Genomic DNA, 20,875 nt, shown 5'->3' on the forward strand with positions numbered 1-20,875 from the left:
TTGAACACACTAATAAAAATCAATTGTTATGAAAAAATCCCTATTTATACTATTTACCATTTTTACCTTAAATTCTTGTGCAGAACTACAAAGTGTAGTGGACTCCTTACCGCAAGGTGGTGTTATGAGTAATACAGATATAGCTAACGGGTTAAGGCAGGCACTCGATTTTGGTATCGAAAAACAAGTTACAAAATTAACGCAAACTGATGGTTTTTATAAAAATGATCTGGTCAAGATCTTACTTCCTGCCGAATTACAAAAGGTTGACAAAGGCTTAAGGGATATTGGATTGAGCAGTTTGGCCGATGAAGGTATAAAAGCATTAAATAGAGCGGCTGAGGACGCCGTTAAAGAGGCCACTCCTATTTTTGTAGGCGCCGTAAAAGAAATCACTTTTGCTGATGCTAAAACAATTCTTTTAGGTGCTGATGATGCTGCTACACAATACCTCACTTCAAAAACCAAAACCTCATTATATGATAAGTTTCATCCGGTAATCAACAATTCATTTGCGAAAGTAGGGGCAGATCAAATTTGGGAAAACCTAATCAACCGTTACAATGCCATTCCATTTACAAATAAGGTGAATCCTAATTTGACAGATTACGTTACCGAAGAAGCATTAAAAGGCGTGTATACCATGATTGCTGTTGAAGAAAATGAAATTAGAAATAAAATAGGCGCGAGAACGACTGATTTATTGCGAAGAGTTTTTGCGCTTCAAGATTAATTGGCCTTCAATTTAATAATTCAGTAATGCTAATTTAACTTTAAAAAATTATAAAGGTTTTAATTTTGATGCACCAAATAAACTATCGTTTTTATAATTAGATTGGTTTTGCAGGAGTTAGTCAGAATCCAAAAAAGGTCGGTTTAGAAATAAACTGGCCTTTTTTTTAATGTTTTTACGTTTTTAACATGCTGCATATCACAATTTTAAATATATTTAACTTTCAAACTGTTGTAGTCATGAAAAAATTATTAGAAATTAAATCGCATCAAACCCAACTACAAACACGTTACAAACAACTTGTTGAACAAGCTTACAACCTACGTCAAACAGATCATGCCTTAAGTGATATTTCAGAGTACAAAGCGATTAAGCTTTTAAACAAACTGAATCGACTTAAATATTTGAACCGGGAAACATCACGGCCCAAGACCATGGCATAATTTACCAAATAATTAACTTTCTCAATACGTCTTTAACCATCTTCCTTACGTATCTATAGTTTAACCTAATAACCTATGAATACACAATTTTGTAAAGTCGGAAAAATAAAATTTAGCCTGAATGAGGTCTTAAATTTAAAGGATATTGAGAACAATTATTTAAAGTTTACAGAAGAAGCTTACAATATGCTACAAACAGATACGAGTTTGAGTGACTTTCTCTATCATGAAGCATCCAAATTGAGAAAAATCATACTGAATCTGAAAAATGCTCAATCTAATGATGTTGATGCAGCGTTTTAAAATAATCGAACGCCTTTAGTAATCGGGATCCATACCAAGAAAACATCTCACCGTCTACTATACTTATGGTGGCCTTAGGGAAATAGTCTTGGATGATTAATTTGTGTTCTTGTTTAAATGGAAATGGTTCACTGGACAAAAAGACAAGATCTGGAGATTCAGGTAATTTAGCATTTAGGAGAATTTCAGGATAACGCTGCTGACTTCCAAAATAATTTAGGAAGCCACTTTCTGTTAATAATTCATTTATAAACGTTTCACTTGCCGCCACCATCCATGGGTTTTTCCAAATGAAGTAAGCCACACTTTTTTTTGGTTTATCTTTTATAAAAGCAGCTAACTCCCTTCTTTTTTCTTGTATACTATTTATTAATCTATATGCTGTTTGTTCTTTCGAAAAAAGCAGTCCATATTGTTCAATCAATCCTATAGCATCTTCAAAAGTATTGACATCGCTAATATGCACTGGGGCTAATTTTTCTAGCTCCTCAACCATAGCTATCGTATTCTCCTCTTTATTGCACAAAATGAGATCCGGATGTAAATCCTTAATTTTACTAAGGTGAACTTGCTTAGTCCCTCCAACAACAGTTTTATGTTGAAGGAGATGATTGGGATGGACACAGAATTTTGTAATACCAACAATAGCCTCTTCGAGACCTAAATCAACCAACAGTTCCGTTTGGGAAGGTACCAAGGAGACAATACGTTTTGGGGTGTGGATTAAATTAACAGATCTATGAAGTTGATCCTTCATTTTAAATCATTTTATTATTGATTCAATATAGCAGCCATTTCCTGCTGTAACTCTGCCGCTATTCGAGCAGCAGCTTCAGCAAAGTGTTCGTCATTTGAGGCGTAAATAATCCCGCGTGATGAATTGATTAACAGTCCCACATCATCCGTCATGCCGTATTTGCATACCTCCTGTAGATTGCCACCTTGAGCCCCAACACCTGGCACCAATAAAAAGCTATTTGGAATTATAGTTCTGATGTCTGCCAAGAATTCCGCCTTGGTTGCCCCAACAACATACATGAGGTTATCAGCATTTCTCCATGATCTTGAAGTTTCCAAAACATGCTTATAGACTTCCCTTCCCTCCATATGCTTTGTTTGAAAATCGAAGGCGCCATCATTAGACGTCAATGCCAAAAGTATGGTATGCTTGTCCTTAAACTCTAAAAAAGGCTCAACCGAATCTTTACCCATATAAGGCGCTACCGTAACACTATCAAAACCTAAATCTTGCAAAAATGCCTTGGCGTACATTCGGCTTGTGTTACCAATATCACCACGTTTGGCATCGGCTATTGTAAAAATTTCAGGATGGTTCTTATTGAGGTATTGAATTGTTTTTTCAAGAGATTGCCATCCTTTTAAACCATAGGCCTCATAAAATGCCGTATTCGGTTTATATGCAACACACAAATGATGTGTAGCATCAATAATGGCCTTGTTGAATGCAAAAATTGGATCTTCCTCAGCCAACAAATGTTGTGGTATTTTTTCTAAATCGACGTCCAAGCCTATACAAAGGAAGGAATTCTTTTTTTTAATCTGTGTTACAAGATGTTGTGTTGTCATACAATAAAAAAGCCTCAAAAAAGAGGCTTGTTTTTAAATTATATCAGTATTTGCTTTTAATTTCTGGGTATTTTCGGCCAATTGCAGCTCATCAATTATACGCTGTATATCACCATTAACAATATTGCTTAAATCATAAAGTGTTAAGCCAATTCTATGATCCGTTACGCGACCTTGAGAATAATTATAGGTTCTAATTTTGGCACTTCTATCTCCAGAGGTTACCATAGACCCTCTTTTTTCTGCATCTTCGGCATTTTTCTTGGCAAGTTCCATTTCATATAAACGCGATCGCAAGACTTTAAAGGCTTTCTCTTTATTCTTATGTTGCGATTTTTGATCTTGACATTGTGCGACTAACCCTGTTGGAATGTGTGTTAAACGTACAGCGGAATAGGTCGTGTTTACAGATTGACCTCCTGGACCTGAAGAACAGAAAAAATCAATACGCACTTCTTTAGGATTAATTTCCACATCAAACTCTTCAGCTTCCGGGAACACCATTACCGTAGCAGCACTTGTATGCACACGTCCTTGGGTTTCTGTTTGTGGTACACGTTGCACACGGTGCACACCCGCCTCAAATTTTAATGTCCCGTACACATCATCTCCAGAAACCTCAAATTGTATCTCTTTATAGCCACCGTTAGTACCTTCACTATAATCTACCACATCAACTTTCCACCCTTTACTTTCGCAATATTTAGAATACATTCTAAACAAATCTCCCGCAAAAATACTCGCTTCGTCACCACCAGTACCTGCACGGAGTTCCATAACGGCATTCTTCGCATCTTCAGGATCTCTAGGTATTAACATAAAACGAATATCATCCTCCAATTTAGGGATACCTTCTTTCGCCTCGTCATATTGCATTTTAGCCATTTCAACCATTTCAGGATCGCTCCCGTCATCCAATATTTCTTGCGCCTCAGCCAAATTGTTAGTCAACTCAATATACTCCTCGCGTTTATCCATGAGTTTACGCAACTCTTTATATTCTTTATTGAGTTCTACATAACGCTTTTGATCAGTCATAATATCTGGCTGGATAATCAAATCACTAACCTCATCAAAACGTTGCTTTACTATTTGTAATTTGTCTAACATGTATGGTTTAATTGTGATGCAAAAGTACGATAATTTCTTAATTCTAAATAAGGAAATTTCAATACCAACTAAAGAAAAAACAGAATGCATTATTAATTTCAGGTGATGCTATGGGACAAAAAAACCAAGTGCTTCTGATGAGGAATTGAAACCCAATTCTCGTTATTTTATCCCAATAAGATTCAAAATGGACGTCTAGTTCATTGAAGATAACCAACTAAGCATATTACATTTATAGCGCTTCTGAAATAATTATATGATAATAACGTTTGCATGTTATGACACAGCGTTTGGGAGCTATATTATTGTTTTATAAACCATTTTTTTTATGGTCTATGGCGGTCAATGTGATGATCCTCATTTTCAACCCTTATATTTTACCAAGTATCATTACCAAATTATTTCTGACTTTCTTTGTTTGGTATTTGGTACGTGAAACCAGTGCTAAACGAAAGCTCATATTTTACAAAAATTTGGGAATTTCAACCTTGAGACTTTTTTGCTCACTATACATTGTTGATATTGTGATAACACTCACCTTCCTGCTCTTAATGAAAGCATTTGTATGACTATTGAATTGGATAGTGTAGAATTAAATTTCGAAACACGCCGTGTTTTAAACGGGGTTTATCTCAAAATTGAAACAGGTACTATTGTTGGACTTCTGGGACGTAATGGATCTGGGAAAAGTTGTCTGTTGCAAATTTTATTTGGATCATTACGACCCAAATACAAGTTTATAAGAATTAATGGGTTGCCTTTACTACAACCGTTTTACAAAAAAGGCAATATGGTTTACCTACCACAACATGACATGGCTCCAGGTAAGCTCAAAATAAAGACACTATTTAAACTTTTACACTTAGAGTGGCAGGACTTTATAAGCTATTTTGAAAACTTTTCACAATTTTACAATTATAAACTTAACACTATTTCTGGCGGAGAACGACGTGTAATTGAAACCTACGCAGTTTTGAAAATGCAGAGTGATGTAGTGTTATTAGACGAACCTTTTTCCAACATTGCTCCTCTATACGTTGAAAAAATAAAAGAACTCATAGTAGCCGAGAAAACAACAAAAGCCATTTTGCTTACTGACCATTATTATAAAGATGTCACTGCTATATGTGATGCCCTCTATTTAATCCACAATGGTTCTACGAGAACAATAGAGTCTAAAACAGAGCTTGAAGATTTTAAGTATCTACATCCTGATGGCAATTAAAAAAAAGAAAGGGAACTTTTTAGTCCCCTTTCTTTTTTGAAATCTAAATTGTTTATCCACATTTAGAAGATCCACAATCCTTGCAGGTCAAACAACCTTCCTGATAGATTAAATTTTCTGAATTACAATTACTACATGCCTGCCCTTTAACTTGAGTTCCATCCTCTACATAACGTTTCAAGGCTCTTACCACACCATTTTTCCAAGTATTGATAGATTCTGTATCCAACTGCAAACTGTTAATTAAATCTACAATTTTATCAATTGGCATCCCATGGCGTAAGGTACTAGAGATCAATTTGGCGTAGTTCCAATATTCAGGATCAAATTTGTGAGAGAGTCCTTCAATAGTTGTTTTATATCCTCTAATGTTTTTATATTGGAAATCATAGCGCGATGTCCCATCTTCGTTTCTATTTTTGATAATAACCCCCTCATTAGCCCAACGCGGAATTAAAATTCCATCTTCATCATCAGCAAGCCCTGTAAAGATCTCGTAAGGTTTTCCATCAATCAACCCGATAAAGGCAATCCACTTTTCCTTATTGTTTTGAAATCTTACCACATCAGCTTTAAGTACTTGAGGACGTTTGGTAGGAAACGTTGTTAAGGTTTCTGTGTCCTCGTCCTTTTTTTCATCATTGGAAATCAAAACTCCAGATCTTGAACCGTCCCTATACACTGTAACACCCTTACAACCTACTTCCCAGGCTTCCATATAAAGCTTACCAACTAAGTCTTCAGTAGCATCATTTGGCAAATTAATGGTAACACTGATCGAGTGATCCACCCACTTTTGAACAGCACCCTGCATAGACACTTTACTCATCCAATCTACATCATTTGAAGTGGCTTTATAATAAGGCGACTTTTTAATGAGCTGATCCAATTCTTTTTGCGCATAATTTTTAGTGAGATCAAATCCATTGACTTCCATCCACTCTTTAAATCTGTGATGGAACACCACATATTCTTCCCAAGAATCTCCAACCTCATCTACAAAATCTACACGTGCCTCCTTATCATTTGGATTCACTTTACGACGTCTTTTATAAACAGGCATAAAAACAGGTTCTATTCCAGATGATGTTTGGGTCATCAAACTGGTTGTTCCTGTTGGAGCAATGGTCAATAGAGCGATGTTACGACGGCCATATTCTGACATGTCGTAATATAATTTACTATCCGCCTCTTTTAATCGTTGAATGAACGGATTATTTTTCTCTCTTTCAATATCAAAAAATGCAAACGCACCACGCTCTTTTGCCAAATCCACTGACGAGCGATAAGCTGCAAGCGCGAGGGTTTTATGAACTTCAACAGAAAACTCATTACCTTCCTTACTACCGTATTGAATGCCCAAAGCTGCCAACATATCTCCTTCAGCAGTAATTCCTACTCCAGTTCTTCTACCTTCTTCAGCCTTAGTTCGGATATTGACCCATAAATTTCTTTCTGTGGCTTTAACTTCATCACCCTCAGGATCTTCATCAATTTTCCGTAAAATATTATCAATCTTGTCTAATTCAAGATCGATAATGTCGTCCATAATACGTTGTGCATAGCCGACGTGCTCCTTAAAAAGTTCAAAATTAAATTTAGCCTCTTTTGTAAATGGCCGCTCTACATATGAAAATAAATTAATAGCTAATAACCTACAGGAATCATAAGGGCATAGCGGAATTTCACCACACGGGTTTGTAGACACCGTTTTATAGCCTAAGTCAGCATAACAATCTGGAACGGATTCATTAATAATAGTATCCCAAAATAAAATACCAGGTTCTGCTGATTTCCAGGCGTTATGAACAATTTTTTTCCAAATACCATTGGCATCAATGGTTTTTGAAAACTTAGGATTGTCGCTAAAAATTGGATATTTTTGAGTATACTGTGTATTATTCTTTACAGCTCTCATGAAATCATCATCAATTCGTACACTAACGTTTGCACCAGTAACTTTTCCTTGCTCTAATTTAGCATCGATAAAATCTTCTGCATCAGGATGGTTTATAGAAACAGACAACATTAGCGCTCCTCGCCTACCATCTTGAGCAACTTCTCTTGTAGAGTTGGAATAGCGCTCCATAAATGGCACAATTCCGGTAGAAGTTAAAGCAGAATTTTTAACAGGCGAACTCTTTGGACGAATGTGAGACAAATCGTGACCCACACCTCCACGACGTTTCATAAGCTGAACTTGTTCTTGATCTATTTTCATGATCCCACCGTAGGAATCCGAATTACCGTCATTTCCAATAACAAAACAGTTGGACAGTGAAGCAATTTGAAAGGGATTTCCAATACCTGCCATTGGACTTCCTTGTGGTACAATGTATTTAAAATCTTTGATGAGATCAAATACTTCTTGTTCTGACATCGGATTTTCATACTTCGACTCAACACGTGCAATTTCTTTTGCAATTCGTGTATGCATGGCATTTGGAGAAGATTCATAAATATTACCGTCAGAATCCTTAAGGGCATATTTATTTAACCAAACTCTTGCGGCCAAATCATCGCCTTTAAAATATTTTAAGGCAGCTTCAAAAGCTTCATCTTGTGTGTAGGTTGTGGTTGGAGGCAATAGCGTGTCTACTTTCATTTAATTTCGTGCTTTAATTGGTTGTGGAACATTTCTTTTGAGAGTGTAAAGTAACAAAAAATAAACAACTTGCAACATGATCGAAATCATGAAGTTTACAACAAAAACAACTTAATTAAGTGATTATTAGGTGATTACGAATTTATCAACATGAAAAAGTTAACAAATTTTAAAAATTATAATTGGTATATCCAAATTAGAAATCGAGAGCTACACCAATGCCTAAGATTTGCTTCCATTGCACTCTGGCACCGTTCTCTACGTACTTGTCTTTAATGTCAGTAGGCGTTAAAATCTTGATGTCATCATCGTATTTTATATGAGACCCAAGAGATGCTTTTACATATTGGTTGACTTTAAAATCAAAATTCACCAACCAATCCACATCAATATTTCCAAAACTATTGAGGTAGTCGGTATACAAACTTGTTTTACTAGAAACATTAATATTTTCAAAAATTCCGGTTTCGAAATAATTAGTGACTAAAATTCCTACTTCATTTTTAGAGGTTCTCCCCCTTCTAAGCACATTTCCCTCATCATCATAAACAGCCGGATCGACCCCAAAAGCCCCTTTATCAGCTAATCCTCGATCTAACACATAGGTTGTCTTGACAGTTAATGGCGAGAAATAAAAAGAAAATTTTTCCATATCCTTCCCATATTCAGCACCAGCACCGACAAACATATATCCAGGCGCCAAAAATTTAGAGATAGCACGTTCTCTGTTCGGGTATTTATACCCATTTGTAAATTGTGTTTTGAAATTAAACTGAGCTGAAAAAAACCAGTTTGTTAAGGAATCCTGTCGGTACCCGATGTTAGAGGACAACTCGATAATATCTTCTGTTTTTCTCAACTTCTGATCCTCCTGCTTGTGAAGACCGTACCGAACCTTACTTTTATTGGTCCAATAAAAATCCTTGTATTTATAATTTAAACTGGAATTAAGACCCAGTAATGCAGATATGGAATTACTACCCCCAGCATTCCAGTTTACAAAGGTTACTTCACTAATATCCACACTAGCCCTATTTTTTTGAACCCATTTCGGTTTTTCTATGGCTGCTAGGGAATCTGCCTTATATTGGGCAATAATTTTTGCCCTTGCAACCGCCAAATCTATAGCTAAGGCATTTGCTTTTGCCACCGCTTTTTCAGCGGCTTTTAGTCGAGCCTTAGCCAAAATTAAAGAATCAGATTTTGCAATGGCAACTGAATCCTTCTCCGGACTTGTGGTTTGAGCGTTTAAAAATTGACATAGCAATACTGTGCATATCATAAAAATCTTTCTCATTAAGCAGGATTTTAATAGTTAGATTAGTCTGCGTTTAATATTCAAACACACCAAATTCACTAGTAATGGTCAACTGCTTCTTAGCAGCGTCTTGCACTCTGCCAACAATTTGCGCCTCTACATTAAATGATTTTGATATTGCTATAATATCATCAGCAATACTTGGGGACACATAAAGCTCCATACGATGACCACAGTTGAACACTTGATACATTTCCTTCCAATTGGTGTTGGATTGTTCTTGAATCAATTTAAACAACGGCGGAATTGGGAATAAATTATCTTTAATGATATGAAGGCGGTCTACAAAATGAAGAATCTTGGTCTGCGCACCACCGCTACAATGCACCATACCATGAATATTAGAGGAATTATATTTAGATAAAATTTTATTGATAATAGGTGCATAGGTACGCGTAGGAGACAGCACCAATTTGCCGGCATCTATCGGAGACCCATCAACAGCATCAGTTAATTTTACATTTCCTGAATACACTAATTCGTTAGGTACAGAAGCGTCAAAACTTTCCGGAAATTTTTCAGCCAAATATTTATGAAATACGTCGTGACGTGCAGAAGTAAGACCGTTACTCCCCATACCTCCGTTATACGAAGTTTCATAACTTGCTTGACCTGAAGATGATAATCCAACAATCACATCGCCGGCTTTAATATTTGCATTGTCAATAACTTCAGCACGTTTCATGCGCGCTGTTACAGTAGAATCTACGATTATAGTTCTAACCAAGTCTCCCACATCAGCAGTTTCTCCACCTGTAGAATGAATAGTAACACCAAAAGTATTCAACTCGGCAATTAATTCTTCAGTACCATTGATAATGGCCGAAATGACCTCGCCAGGGATTAAATTTTTATTTCTGCCTATTGTAGATGACAGCATAATATTATTAGTGGCTCCCACACACAACAAATCATCAATATTCATTATCAATGCATCTTGGGCAATACCTTTCCACACCGATACATCTCCTGTCTCTTTCCAGTACATATATGCTAAAGAAGATTTTGTACCCGCTCCATCAGCATGCATAATCAAACAGTATTCTTCATCATTAGTGAGATAATCTGGGACTATTTTACAAAATGCCTGTGGAAATAGCCCTTTATCAATATTTTTTATAGCATTGTGAACGTCTTCTTTTGAAGCCGAAACACCTCTTTGTGCATATCTTTTACTAACGTCTTGACTCATAACTTTAATTGGATTGACAAAAATAAGGATTGTATTTTAGTTTTCCCCTTAAAACAGTTTTGAATTAGCGTTGCATACAAATAAATGAATAACTTTCCGGTAGCATCTTTAACCGGAACCATACTCAAATGTATAGCACGAATTTTATACCGGAAGCCTAGTTAAAAGTTAAATGCTTATGTATAAGCATTAAGTATTGAATTAAAACAAAATAAAAAGGACAACTAATTTTTTCAATTAGTTGTCCTTTACACAGTTTTCTTAATGAGATTAAAAAGATGAATATCCGTTAGTAGAATCTATTCCTTATTGTGAAAGTTTAGTATCGTTGTGAAATCCATCTTGCATTACCACTGCAGCAGAATATGAATCTTTTTCTGTTGCGTTGTCTGAATCGTCTTGAGAAAACAAATAAGTAGCAAATGCCAATGCCGCAAAGCTTAGAATAAGTTTTTTCATCTTAATAATTATTGATTAATAGCATTACAAATGTAAGAAAATAACCCTCTACAAATCAGTCTCTAAAGAGTTATTTTGGTGCTTTATTGATAATTTCGACTAGATGCAATTTAACAAGACGAAATACAGTTTTCCCATGTATTTCAATATGTGAACACACGTACATTAAGTCTATTAACAACAATTAATAAAAAAAGACTCCTGTAAAAGGAGTCTTTCATTGTATTTAAAAGCACTATTATTTTTAGTTAGTAAACAACAATTCGCGATATTTTGTCATTGGCCAAATTTCATCATCTACCAATAATTCCAATTTATCACAATGGTATCGAATGCTATCAAAAAGAGGTTTCACTTTATGACAATAATCATGCGCTTTTTGTTCATAATCTTCTAGCAAATTAGCCGTACGCCTCTCATCTGTCATTCTGGTAACATCAGAATTGATTGACGAAATATGTCCAGAAATATCTTCGATTAAATTGAGTTGCTCCTGTGCGAATTTTTTAAATTCTGAACCGTATATTTCTTTTAAACCCACAACATTTTTAATCAATCTGTTTTGATACTGCACGGCAATTGGCACAATATGGTTACGGGCAATGTCCCCTAACACACGGCCTTCAATTTGAATACGCATCACATAGTCTTCCATCTCAATTTCATAACGCGCCTCGGATTCCACTTTATTCATGACCCCCATTTCCTCGAAAAGTTTGATGGCTTTTTTAGACACTTTGGCCTTTAAAGCCTCTGGCGTTGTTCTATGATTGCTAAGTCCGCGTTTTTTAGCTTCCTTCTCCCATGCTTCGCCGTACCCATTTCCTTCAAAAAGAATCTTTTTGGAGTTTTTAATGTATTCTCTTAACACGTTAAAAATGGCATCATCCTTTTTCATCGCATTTTTCTTGATCAATTTATCAACTTCCACTTTAAAATCAGTCAATTGCTTAGCTACAATAGTATTCAGGACTGTCATCGGATTTCCACAGTTGGCTGTAGAACCCACAGCTCTAAATTCAAATTTATTACCCGTAAAAGCAAATGGGGAGGTTCTATTTCTATCCGTGTTATCAAGCAATACATCAGGAATCTTACCGACAACATTTAATTTTAGGTCTGTTTTTTCCTGAGGTGACAATTTACCGTCGGTCACATTTTCCAATTCATTCAATACATTGGTCAATTGCTCCCCAATAAAAATCGACATAATAGCCGGCGGCGCTTCATTTGCTCCCAAACGATGATCATTACCCGCAGAAGCAATGGCAGCTCTGAGTAGCTCTTCATTGTCATTTACCGCTTTAATCGTATTGATAAAAAAGGTTAAGAATTGTAAGTTGCTCATTGGGGTTTTACCCGGGCCCAACAGATTGACTCCAGTATCAGTACTTAAGCTCCAGTTATTATGTTTGCCTGACCCATTAACCCCAGCAAATGGTTTTTCATGGAACAACACCTTAAAATTATGACGCTCTGAAACCTTATCCATCACATCCATTAATAAAGAATTATGGTCAACCGCCAAATTGGCCTCATCAAATATAGGCGCCAATTCAAATTGGTTAGGAGCTACTTCATTATGTCTTGTTTTAACCGGTATTCCTAACAGCATACACTCTTTCTCCAAATCTCTCATATACGCCAAGGCCCTTGCTGGAATAGAACCAAAATAATGATCGTCTAACTGCTGTCCTTTTGCGGCAGAGTGCCCCAAAAGCGTGCGGCCAGTTTGTACAATATCTGGGCGCGAGGCGGCCAGAGCACTGTCAACTAAAAAATACTCTTGTTCCCACCCTAAAGAGGTATTTACTTTTTTGACGTTCTTATCAAAGTATTTGCAAACGGCAACGGCTGCGTTATCCATAGCATATAACGCACGTAACAATGGTGTTTTGTAATCTAAAGCTTCACCCGTGTACGATACAAAAACTGTAGGTATACAGAGTGCTGTGCCATAAATAAACGCTGGAGAGGTAGGGTCCCAAGCCGTATAACCACGAGCTTCAAAAGTGTTTCTAATTCCTCCGTTGGGAAAACTTGATGCATCAGGTTCTTGCTGCACCAATTGTGAACCACCAAATTTTTCAATAGCCAATCCGTTTCCTATGGTCTCAAAAAATGCATCATGTTTTTCAGCAGTAGAGCCGGTTAACGGCTGAAACCAGTGGGTATAATGTGTAGCACCTTTAGAAATGGCCCATTCTTTCATCCCTGTGGATATATGGTCAGCCACTGATCGGTCTATTTTAGTTCCATTCTGCATGGCAGCCATGACGCTGTTAAATGCTTCTTTAGTCAGAAATTGGCGCATAGTGGCCTCATTAAAAACATTTCTTCCGAAAAGTTCTGAACGTCGTTCAATTTCTTCTACATGGACTGGTTTACGATCGAGAGTTTTTTTAATTGCGTGGAAACGTAGGGTTGACATAATTATATATTTTATTAAACTTATAGGACAAAAGTATAAAAAAATGATATAAATCATGTTTATACCCTAAAATATTTAGGGTGTAACATTAAAAATTATGATATTCTCAGTTTTTACCCCCTAATTTTCGATATAGAAGGCTAAAAAGATAAAAATTAAGTAGGCCGATAGTAGTATAAACCCCTTCAATCTTCCCAATTCTAATTTTTTAGGTAGAAATACCATGGGCAATAACACAAATGCAAAGGCAATCATCCAAAACATGTCACTGGTCAAGATCTTAGGACTGTTCACAACAATTGGTTGAATTATAGCGGTAATACCAAGAACTGAGGCGATGTTAAATATATTGGATCCAATTAAATTTCCAAGTGAAATTGCTTTCTCTTTTTTTAAAGCTGCAATAACTGATGCGGCCAGCTCAGGAACGCTTGTGCCAATGGCTACCATGGTAACAGAGATAACACGCTCACTCACCCCAAAAGAAACGGCCATTTCTTTAGCTCCAAAAACCAGCCATTCACTTCCAAAATACAACGCTGCTCCACCGATTAACAACCAAACAATTATCTTAAAGCCAGAGGTGACTTGCAGCGTATCGTCCACATCATCTATTTCTATATTTGGAGCATTTCTAGAACGCCTAATTAAGACCACAAGAAATATAATTATTGAAATCAGCAACGCAGCACCTTCCCATCTGTCTAAGATATAACCACTTTGCAACATAAAATAGAGCACTATAGACAGCAACATCATCATAGGCCAATTGAGCTTATAAAAGTCTTTATCCACTCCCAATGGCGAAATGAGCGCTGTAATCCCTAACACCAATCCGATGTTGGCAATATTTGACCCGATAACGTTTCCTAATGAAATATCTGAAGACCCATCTAAGGCGGCCTGCAAACTCACCAATAATTCAGGCGCTGAAGTTGCAAAGGACACTACAGTCATTCCAATAACAAGTTTGGAGATATTAAATTTAAATGATAGTGCTACTGATGAACGCACTAAAAATTCACCTCCAACTACCAATAGGACCAATCCTAATACAACCCAGACAATGCTCATAATTATTTTTTTTTGCGAAGATACTATAATCGTATTATGTAGAAAGCATTGCCGTTTGTCAATCTTAAATTTTCTATACTACGGCACCATATTAAAGTTGTTGCACTGCATATCACAAGCCAATTTAACGGTTATTAAAAATTTAAAAACTATAAATTCAGTTAAATAACTATTAAAATAGTTGATTAACTAGAAAAATAGTTATATTTGTTTCGTTCAGAATAAATTCTGTCATTTTAAATATACACGACCATGCAAAAACTCACCAATAAAGAAGAAGAGATCATGCACATTATATGGAAACTCAAAAAAGCTTTCGTAAAAGATGTCCTATCGGAAATTAAACAAGACCAACCTCATTATAACACCTTATCTACCATCATTAGGAATTTAGAAGACAAAGGATATGTTAGCTATCATGCGTATGGCAAAACCCACCAATATTACCCGATAGTTACAAAAGAAGCTTATAAAAAGCGCTTTATGAGTACAGCTATCGAAAATTACTTCAATAATTCTTATAAAAACGTAGTGTCATTTTTTGCAAAGGAAGAAAAAATAAGTGTTGATGAACTAAAAGAAATTATTGCACTCATTGAAAAAAAAAATAAAACCTCATAATTATGGAATATTTTCTGAAAGCAAGTGCCGTAATGACCATTTTCTATGGTTGTTACATCATATTTCTGCAACGCGAAACGTTTTATGACGCCAACAGATGGTTTTTATTATTGGGGCTGCTTACTGCTGTGATTTTTCCTTTAATGGTAATTCCTATTTATATTGAAGTTTCTACAACACCTACTACTGTATTTGCGGCAACCACAACAACCACCCCACCAAGCTCTCAAACTCTTGATCTGACAACACTCCTTTTATGGGGCTATGTGTTAGGTTTAAGCTTTTTTTTAGGGAGATTCATTGTCCAACTTTTTTCAATAATTTCCCTTATAAAAAAACATCATAAAACTAAAGGTGATGGCTATACCATTTTAGAAACGACACAAAACCCCGCGCCGTTTTCATTTTTTAAATGGGTCATTTACAATCCGACGCAATTTGATGCGCAAGAACGCCAACTCATTCTTGAACATGAAAAAGTGCACGCATTTCAGAACCACAGCGTAGACGTTCTTATCATGGACCTGGCAACCGTTGTGTTTTGGTGTAATCCTTTTGTATGGTTGTACAAGACAGCGCTCAAACAAAATCTAGAGTTTATTGCCGATCATCATACCCAAAAACGTACGTGCTGTGATGAGCGCTATCAAAAACTATTGCTTAAAACGAGTATACCAGCAGCACAATATATCAGTATAAACCCATTTTATAATTCAACCATAAAAAAAAGAATCCTTATGTTACACAAAACAAAATCAAGCCTTATGAACACTTGGAAATACAGCACAATCATCCCTATTTTGGCTCTTTTTGCCACGACCTTCAATACCGAAACCATCGCCCAGACCACTTCAGATACCAACGTATCCACTCCTAACGATCAGCAAAACATTCTAAAGTTTATTTTAACAAAAGACACCAAAAAAGAGCAATTGGATATGATAAAGGATAAACTTAACCATAAAGGTGCCTCTATAACTTTTGAGAGTGTAGAACGCAATTCAAAAAATGAAATTACAGGCATTCATATTGCGTATAAATATAAGGGCAAACTTGTAACGCATTTAAAAAATTCATCCAAGCCCATTACTTCCATTGAGATTTCAATGAATCCTTCCAACGACAGTATCAGTATTGGAGATCAAACTTCCGCCCTGAGTCAAACGATAGAAATTAAGAACGATGACAGCGCTCAAATAGCGGGTTTTGAAACTGATTCCAAGAATGAGCCAATCTTAACCCTTGTCAATAAATTTAAATCTAATTCAGTGAGTAAAGATTCCGTTTTTATTTCTAATACCACAGACAAAGTTCACAACAGAAACTCAAATCAGAGGAAAGACATAATTATCAAAAATAATGACAATGAGGCCTCTAAATATAACTATCAAAAAAATAAACCTCTAATCCTTTTAAATGACAAGGAACTCACTGATCAGCAGATGAACGCCATAGACCCGAACACTATTGCCTCAATCAATGTTTTGAAGGATGAGAGTGATACCAAAAAATATGGGGAAAAAGGAAAAAATGGTGTCATAATTATTCATCTTAAAGAAGATTTGGACACTCATGCGCAGCCTCTATATATTTTAGATGGCGAAGAAATCGATAAATCGGCTATGGAGTCCATAAGTCCTGACAGCATTGAATCTGTTGAAGTTTTAAAAAATAATGCCGCGATCAAAAAATATGGAGCTAAGGGAAAAAATGGCGTGATCATAATCACTACAAAACCTTAACAAAGATTACAATTACGTATCCAAAATGGAGCGAAGAACACTTAGCTGTCAAGTGTCTTCGGCTCCATTTTTTTATATAAACCATCTGAATTTGTTAGACATATCCGTCATTGGATATTCATTACCTTCTACAGATAGCTTTGTCCCAATAAAATGGAGTCGACGCTTGGACTATGTATTACTAAACTCGACATTCCGATTCAGATAGATTGTCTCGCGATAAAAGATAAAATTCGCAATTACTTCAATTTTCAGGACGAAATTCGCCTATGTATTACAAAACACCACAAAATGACCCCTTCAATTCTTACAGTATAAAACTTTACATATACAATTCTGTTTCAATATATAACTTTAATCAAGAGTTTATTGTAAAATTCGAAATGTAATTGATAATTTTACTATAAAACATAAAGTCAAATTTATTAATAACAACCTAAGTATTTGGATATTAGAATGTAAATCCTATATCTTCATAAGGCAATTGCAATTAAACCTTATATATGAACCATCTAAATACTACGCTCATGATCACAATTGTCAAAATTATAATCGATATTGTTTTTTCGATTTAGTAAACAAAAAACACTAAGCAAAACTCAGTTCTAGAATGAGTTTATACTTAGTTTAACCACACCTCTGTATTGTTAAATATTTAAGCATTAAAAGTTTTATCTTTGTAATAAACGCAATATTAGGTTTCCATGAAAAAAAACTTCTTCAAAATATTAGCAAAACTCAACAAAGTACTGCTCCCAAGCTACTCAAAAAAGGGTCTTGACCTCTCAAAAGCGTCCACATTGGAAATGGCCATCATTGGATGGCGCGTTTTTGTAACGAAACAAGCTATAGATTAATACGCACTTCCCTTACAAATTGCCACTTTATTTTCTGTTATCTTTGCAGAAAATAATCGATAATGTCATTTAAGGATTTACAACTCAATAAAACTATCTTAAAAGCAGTAACTGAATCTGGGTACGACACACCAACTTTAGTTCAAGAACAAACAATTCCTTTAGTTTTAGCTGGCAAAGATGTCATTGCATCCGCACAAACCGGAACAGGAAAGACCGCTGCTTTTGCCTTGCCAATTTTACAGCTCCTTTTTGACAAACAAATGGAATCAAAGAAAGGAAAAAAAATACGCGCTTTAATTATCAGTCCAACCAGAGAATTGGCCATACAAATATCTCAAAATTTCAAAACCTACAGTGCCCATACCAATTTGAAAACCATGGTAATTTTTGGGGGTACATCTATTGAACCTCAAATTGATCTCTTAAAAAAAGGTGTAGATATTGTGATTGCTACACCCGGACGATTACTCGATTTGCACAAGCAGGACATCATCAACTTAGATTATGTAGAAACCTTGGTATTAGATGAAGCAGATTTGATGTTGGATATGGGGTTTATTGATGATGTTACCAAAATTGTGCGACTCTGCCCTGAAAACAAACAGACATTATTATTTTCGGCCACTATGCCTTATAAAGTGGAGCAATTGGCGACTTCAATATTAAAATCGCCCGAGCGTGTTGAAGTAACGCCTACCTCATCAGCCGCTAAAAATGTGAGTCAAGTGTTGTACTATGTTCCAAAACGGAATAAAATTGAACTTTGCCTTCATCTGTTACGAAATACCATTAAAGGGAATATCCTAATATTCAGGCGCACAAAATTTGGCGTAGATAAATTAGAACAGACCTTACTTAAAAATGGCTATAAAGTAGAAAGTTTCCACGGCGATAAGTCTCAAAGTGATCGACAGGCAGCATTAGGTAAATTTAAGCACGGCCAAGCCAATATCTTAATTGCCACAGATGTTGCCGCACGAGGAATAGATATTGATGAGCTGGATGCAGTAGTTAATTTTGATATGCCTAATATTCCGGAAACCTATGTGCACCGTATTGGGAGAACAGGACGTGCGGGACATTTTGGTACTTCTTTTTCGTTTTGTTCAGCTGACGAAAAGACCTACGTTAAAAGTATTCAACAGCTGATTAATACTCAAATTCCGGTAGAGGATGATCACCCTTACCCATTAGATCCACAAGCGAAACCTATAATTCACACCTCTAAAAAAACGGGTAGTAAACACAAAAAAGGGCGTAAAGGACAAGGCTCTAAAAGCAAGAAAAAGCGATGGTATTAAAACACATGCCATTTATCATTGCTCATAAAAAGATTTAAAAATAACATGAATTGGATACTATTAATTCTTGGGGGTTTATTTGAAGTGGGCTTTGCCGCCTGCTTGGGTAAGGCAAAATATGCATCGGGTACTGCCGCAACGTGGTGGTATATTGGTTTTGTGGTATGCCTGACCATTAGCATGCTCCTTTTAATTAAGGCTACCGAGACTTTGCCAATTGGGACGGCTTATGCGGTTTGGACGGGAATTGGGGCCGTTGGAACTGTATTAGTGGGCATTTTTATCTTTAAGGAATCGGCTGACTTTTGGCGTGTTTTTTTTCTGGCAACCCTTATTCTTTCAATTGTAGGTTTAAAATTTGTTTCTAATTAAGAGAATTTCCTTTGTCTTTTATCAATAAAGTATTTTAATATAGGTATTTGTGCGCAGAGCATCAATCCAAAAACAAGCATTGCGTAAGACGTTACCTGCTCCAACTTCAGTTTAGAAAAGAAATTGGTGATGTTAGTGGTTGCAATCACATAAAAATCAATAGCTTCAAACCATTCGCTGGTATCAGTTCCTGTACTCAAATAAACATAAATTACAAAAGCAGTCGCAATGCCAAAAACAATTAGCCAACCTGTTTTGGAAATTAATGGTTGATATACAGTTGCGGTACTTTTAGTGCTGACATATGACATGACCATCTTCGTAAAATCCGGGGACGGAGATTCAATGTGTGATGATTTCATCACCTTTTCTACAACACTCTCCAATAATCTATCTGCGTTGTCCTTCATAATAAGCAATCATTTCTGGTTCCAATCGTACTTTAAAAATAGTCAATAATTTTTTTCGACTTCTATGTAGTTTCACTTTTACAGTGTTTGGGTCCAAATTGACCACAGTTGCTATTTCAATTAAAGATAAGTCCTCAAAGTAATATAAGGTCAAAAGAAAGCCGTCCATCTCTGGCAACAAGGCAATGCAATCTTTAATTGATTTTTGGTATTCCATCTCGGTCAAAGTATTTAAGGCATTATCTATAGTCTGGACTTGATGCTCTGTAAATTTATCAATCGGCATATCGTTCTGATGTTTCTTGGTCTTTTTGATGCTGTCAAGACAGGTGTTGTAAGCTACTCTATAAATATATGTTGAAAACTTTGACTCCCCCTTAAAGCTATGTAGCGATTTAAAAACCTTTATAAAGGTATCTTGCGAAGCTTCTTCAGCCTCCTCCCTATTTTTAAGCATTTTTAACGCCAATGTAAACACCAGATTTTTATACCTATCTACCAAAATGGCAAATGCATTGGCATCACCATTCAGAATTTGGTCAATATAGATGTGGTCGTCCTTGGTGGTCATTTTAAGGTAAGACGATTAAAATTGAGAAGAGGTTACAAGGAAGTTAAAAATAAATATAATGAATTTAATGTAACCTAAATCCAAAACAGGTCGTCATAAGTAATGAACGAACTAAAATTAATCAATTAAAAACGAACAGCTATGAGATCAGAATTTATTATTGTGCCACTTTTCATTGCAGCCTTTTTTGGCATCTTTTATCTTTATTTTTCAACACGAAACAAAGAGCGTTTGGCACTGATAGAAAAGGGCGCTGATGCCAGTATTTTTATGAGAGGAAAGCAAACAACCGCCCCTATATGGAAAGTTCTCATTTTAAATTTGGCATTACTCCTTATGGGTATAGGATTGGGAATTTTTATCGCCTTGATTATTGAAAATTATACGACATTTAATGGTGCCATTTATCCCGCTACCATTTTTCTTATGGCAGGGCTTGGATTATTAATAGGTTTCAATATGACAAAAAACCTCGAAAAGGAATAATTCCTTATTTTAAAAATTGTCTTCATCAAACG

The 20,875-nt window shown here is 35.9% G+C and carries 21 protein-coding genes; 10 read left to right on the forward strand and 11 right to left on the reverse strand.

Annotation, left to right across the window (positions count from 1 at the left end):
- The first annotated feature begins 28 nt into the window (after nucleotides 1-28).
- The 3 genes from BXY82_RS00455 to BXY82_RS00465 all read left to right on the forward strand — a co-directional run bounded on the left by BXY82_RS00455 (nucleotide 29) and on the right by BXY82_RS00465 (nucleotide 1,479).
- On the forward strand, nucleotides 29-733 hold the full coding sequence (locus BXY82_RS00455) for a DUF4197 domain-containing protein (RefSeq protein WP_133756223.1): 705 nt from the start codon (nucleotides 29-31) through the stop codon (nucleotides 731-733).
- 239 nt (nucleotides 734-972) lie between these two features.
- Nucleotides 973-1,176, forward strand: coding sequence for a Lacal_2735 family protein (locus BXY82_RS00460; protein ID WP_133756224.1), 204 nt, complete (start codon nucleotides 973-975; stop codon nucleotides 1,174-1,176).
- Between the two features lie 75 nt (nucleotides 1,177-1,251).
- Nucleotides 1,252-1,479 (forward strand): hypothetical protein, encoded by a 228-nt coding sequence (locus tag BXY82_RS00465; protein ID WP_133756225.1) that lies wholly within the window; start codon nucleotides 1,252-1,254, stop codon nucleotides 1,477-1,479.
- Here BXY82_RS00465 and BXY82_RS00470 read toward each other — a convergent pair.
- Genes BXY82_RS00470 through prfA form a run of 3 tightly spaced genes read right to left on the reverse strand, consistent with a single transcriptional unit; the run spans nucleotide 1,454 to nucleotide 4,176 of the window.
- Nucleotides 1,454-2,236 (reverse strand): ABC transporter substrate-binding protein, encoded by a 783-nt coding sequence (locus BXY82_RS00470; RefSeq protein WP_133756226.1) that lies wholly within the window; start codon nucleotides 2,234-2,236, stop codon nucleotides 1,454-1,456. The genes BXY82_RS00465 and BXY82_RS00470 overlap by 26 nt on opposite strands.
- A 14-nt stretch (nucleotides 2,237-2,250) precedes the next feature.
- Nucleotides 2,251-3,066 (reverse strand): orotidine-5'-phosphate decarboxylase, encoded by an 816-nt coding sequence (gene pyrF, locus BXY82_RS00475; RefSeq protein ID WP_133756227.1) that lies wholly within the window; start codon nucleotides 3,064-3,066, stop codon nucleotides 2,251-2,253.
- 33 nt (nucleotides 3,067-3,099) lie between these two features.
- Nucleotides 3,100-4,176 carry a peptide chain release factor 1 gene (prfA, locus tag BXY82_RS00480; protein ID WP_133756228.1) on the reverse strand — a complete coding sequence of 359 codons (1,077 nt, stop codon included), beginning with the start codon at nucleotides 4,174-4,176 and terminating at the stop codon, nucleotides 3,100-3,102.
- 565 nt (nucleotides 4,177-4,741) lie between these two features.
- Here prfA and BXY82_RS00490 point away from each other — a divergent pair.
- Nucleotides 4,742-5,401, forward strand: coding sequence for an ATP-binding cassette domain-containing protein (locus BXY82_RS00490; protein ID WP_133756230.1), 660 nt, complete (start codon nucleotides 4,742-4,744; stop codon nucleotides 5,399-5,401).
- 52 nt (nucleotides 5,402-5,453) lie between these two features.
- On the opposite strand, the gene BXY82_RS00495 is transcribed toward BXY82_RS00490, so the two are convergent.
- The 6 genes from BXY82_RS00495 to BXY82_RS00515 form a co-directional block, all read right to left on the reverse strand.
- Nucleotides 5,454-8,006, reverse strand: a complete 2,553-nt coding sequence (locus BXY82_RS00495; protein ID WP_133756231.1) for an adenosylcobalamin-dependent ribonucleoside-diphosphate reductase — start codon at nucleotides 8,004-8,006, stop codon at nucleotides 5,454-5,456.
- Between the two features lie 196 nt (nucleotides 8,007-8,202).
- On the reverse strand, nucleotides 8,203-9,303 hold the full coding sequence (locus tag BXY82_RS00500) for a DUF3078 domain-containing protein (protein ID WP_243835643.1): 1,101 nt from the start codon (nucleotides 9,301-9,303) through the stop codon (nucleotides 8,203-8,205).
- A 34-nt stretch (nucleotides 9,304-9,337) separates the two neighbouring features.
- Nucleotides 9,338-10,516: an AIR synthase related protein gene (locus BXY82_RS00505; RefSeq protein WP_133756232.1), complete on the reverse strand. Its 1,179-nt coding sequence runs from the start codon at nucleotides 10,514-10,516 to the stop codon at nucleotides 9,338-9,340.
- Nucleotides 10,517-10,822: 306 nt separating this feature from the next.
- The gene (locus BXY82_RS15400) at nucleotides 10,823-10,975 is read right to left on the reverse strand and encodes a hypothetical protein (protein ID WP_166643238.1); all 153 of its coding nucleotides are present in this window, start codon (nucleotides 10,973-10,975) and stop codon (nucleotides 10,823-10,825) included.
- A gap of 244 nt (nucleotides 10,976-11,219) precedes the next feature.
- Nucleotides 11,220-13,406 carry a glutamine synthetase III family protein gene (locus BXY82_RS00510; protein WP_133756233.1) on the reverse strand — a complete coding sequence of 729 codons (2,187 nt, stop codon included), beginning with the start codon at nucleotides 13,404-13,406 and terminating at the stop codon, nucleotides 11,220-11,222.
- A gap of 120 nt (nucleotides 13,407-13,526) precedes the next feature.
- Nucleotides 13,527-14,480, reverse strand: a complete 954-nt coding sequence (locus BXY82_RS00515) for a calcium/sodium antiporter (protein WP_133756234.1) — start codon at nucleotides 14,478-14,480, stop codon at nucleotides 13,527-13,529.
- Between the two features lie 252 nt (nucleotides 14,481-14,732).
- On the opposite strand from BXY82_RS00515, the gene BXY82_RS00520 reads away from it, so the two are divergent.
- The 5 genes from BXY82_RS00520 to BXY82_RS00540 all read left to right on the forward strand — a co-directional run bounded on the left by BXY82_RS00520 (nucleotide 14,733) and on the right by BXY82_RS00540 (nucleotide 19,376).
- Nucleotides 14,733-15,101 (forward strand): BlaI/MecI/CopY family transcriptional regulator, encoded by a 369-nt coding sequence (locus BXY82_RS00520; protein ID WP_133756235.1) that lies wholly within the window; start codon nucleotides 14,733-14,735, stop codon nucleotides 15,099-15,101.
- Between the two features lie 2 nt (nucleotides 15,102-15,103).
- Nucleotides 15,104-16,843: a M56 family metallopeptidase gene (locus tag BXY82_RS00525; protein WP_133756236.1), complete on the forward strand. Its 1,740-nt coding sequence runs from the start codon at nucleotides 15,104-15,106 to the stop codon at nucleotides 16,841-16,843.
- Between the two features lie 704 nt (nucleotides 16,844-17,547).
- Complete coding sequence (locus tag BXY82_RS00530) at nucleotides 17,548-17,700, forward strand: SsrA-binding protein (RefSeq protein ID WP_133756237.1); 153 nt, start codon at nucleotides 17,548-17,550, stop codon at nucleotides 17,698-17,700.
- A gap of 62 nt (nucleotides 17,701-17,762) precedes the next feature.
- On the forward strand, nucleotides 17,763-19,004 hold the full coding sequence (locus BXY82_RS00535; protein ID WP_133756238.1) for a DEAD/DEAH box helicase: 1,242 nt from the start codon (nucleotides 17,763-17,765) through the stop codon (nucleotides 19,002-19,004).
- A 45-nt stretch (nucleotides 19,005-19,049) separates the two neighbouring features.
- On the forward strand, nucleotides 19,050-19,376 hold the full coding sequence (locus BXY82_RS00540) for a DMT family transporter (protein WP_133756239.1): 327 nt from the start codon (nucleotides 19,050-19,052) through the stop codon (nucleotides 19,374-19,376).
- Here the strand turns inward: BXY82_RS00540 and BXY82_RS00545 are convergent.
- Nucleotides 19,373-19,786, reverse strand: a complete 414-nt coding sequence (locus BXY82_RS00545; RefSeq protein ID WP_133756240.1) for a hypothetical protein — start codon at nucleotides 19,784-19,786, stop codon at nucleotides 19,373-19,375. The genes BXY82_RS00540 and BXY82_RS00545 overlap by 4 nt on opposite strands.
- Entirely contained in the window at nucleotides 19,767-20,357 is a 591-nt protein-coding gene (locus BXY82_RS00550) for an RNA polymerase sigma factor (protein WP_133756241.1), read from the reverse strand. Before BXY82_RS00550 ends, BXY82_RS00545 begins: the two co-directional genes overlap by 20 nt.
- Before the next feature lie 141 nt (nucleotides 20,358-20,498).
- Between BXY82_RS00550 and BXY82_RS00555 the strand changes: the two genes are divergently transcribed.
- Nucleotides 20,499-20,843 (forward strand): DUF6249 domain-containing protein, encoded by a 345-nt coding sequence (locus tag BXY82_RS00555; RefSeq protein ID WP_133756242.1) that lies wholly within the window; start codon nucleotides 20,499-20,501, stop codon nucleotides 20,841-20,843.
- Nucleotides 20,844-20,875: the final 32 nt, after the last annotated feature.

Source organism: Gelidibacter sediminis (assembly GCF_004364975.1).
Lineage (GTDB): Bacteria > Bacteroidota > Bacteroidia > Flavobacteriales > Flavobacteriaceae > Gelidibacter > Gelidibacter sediminis.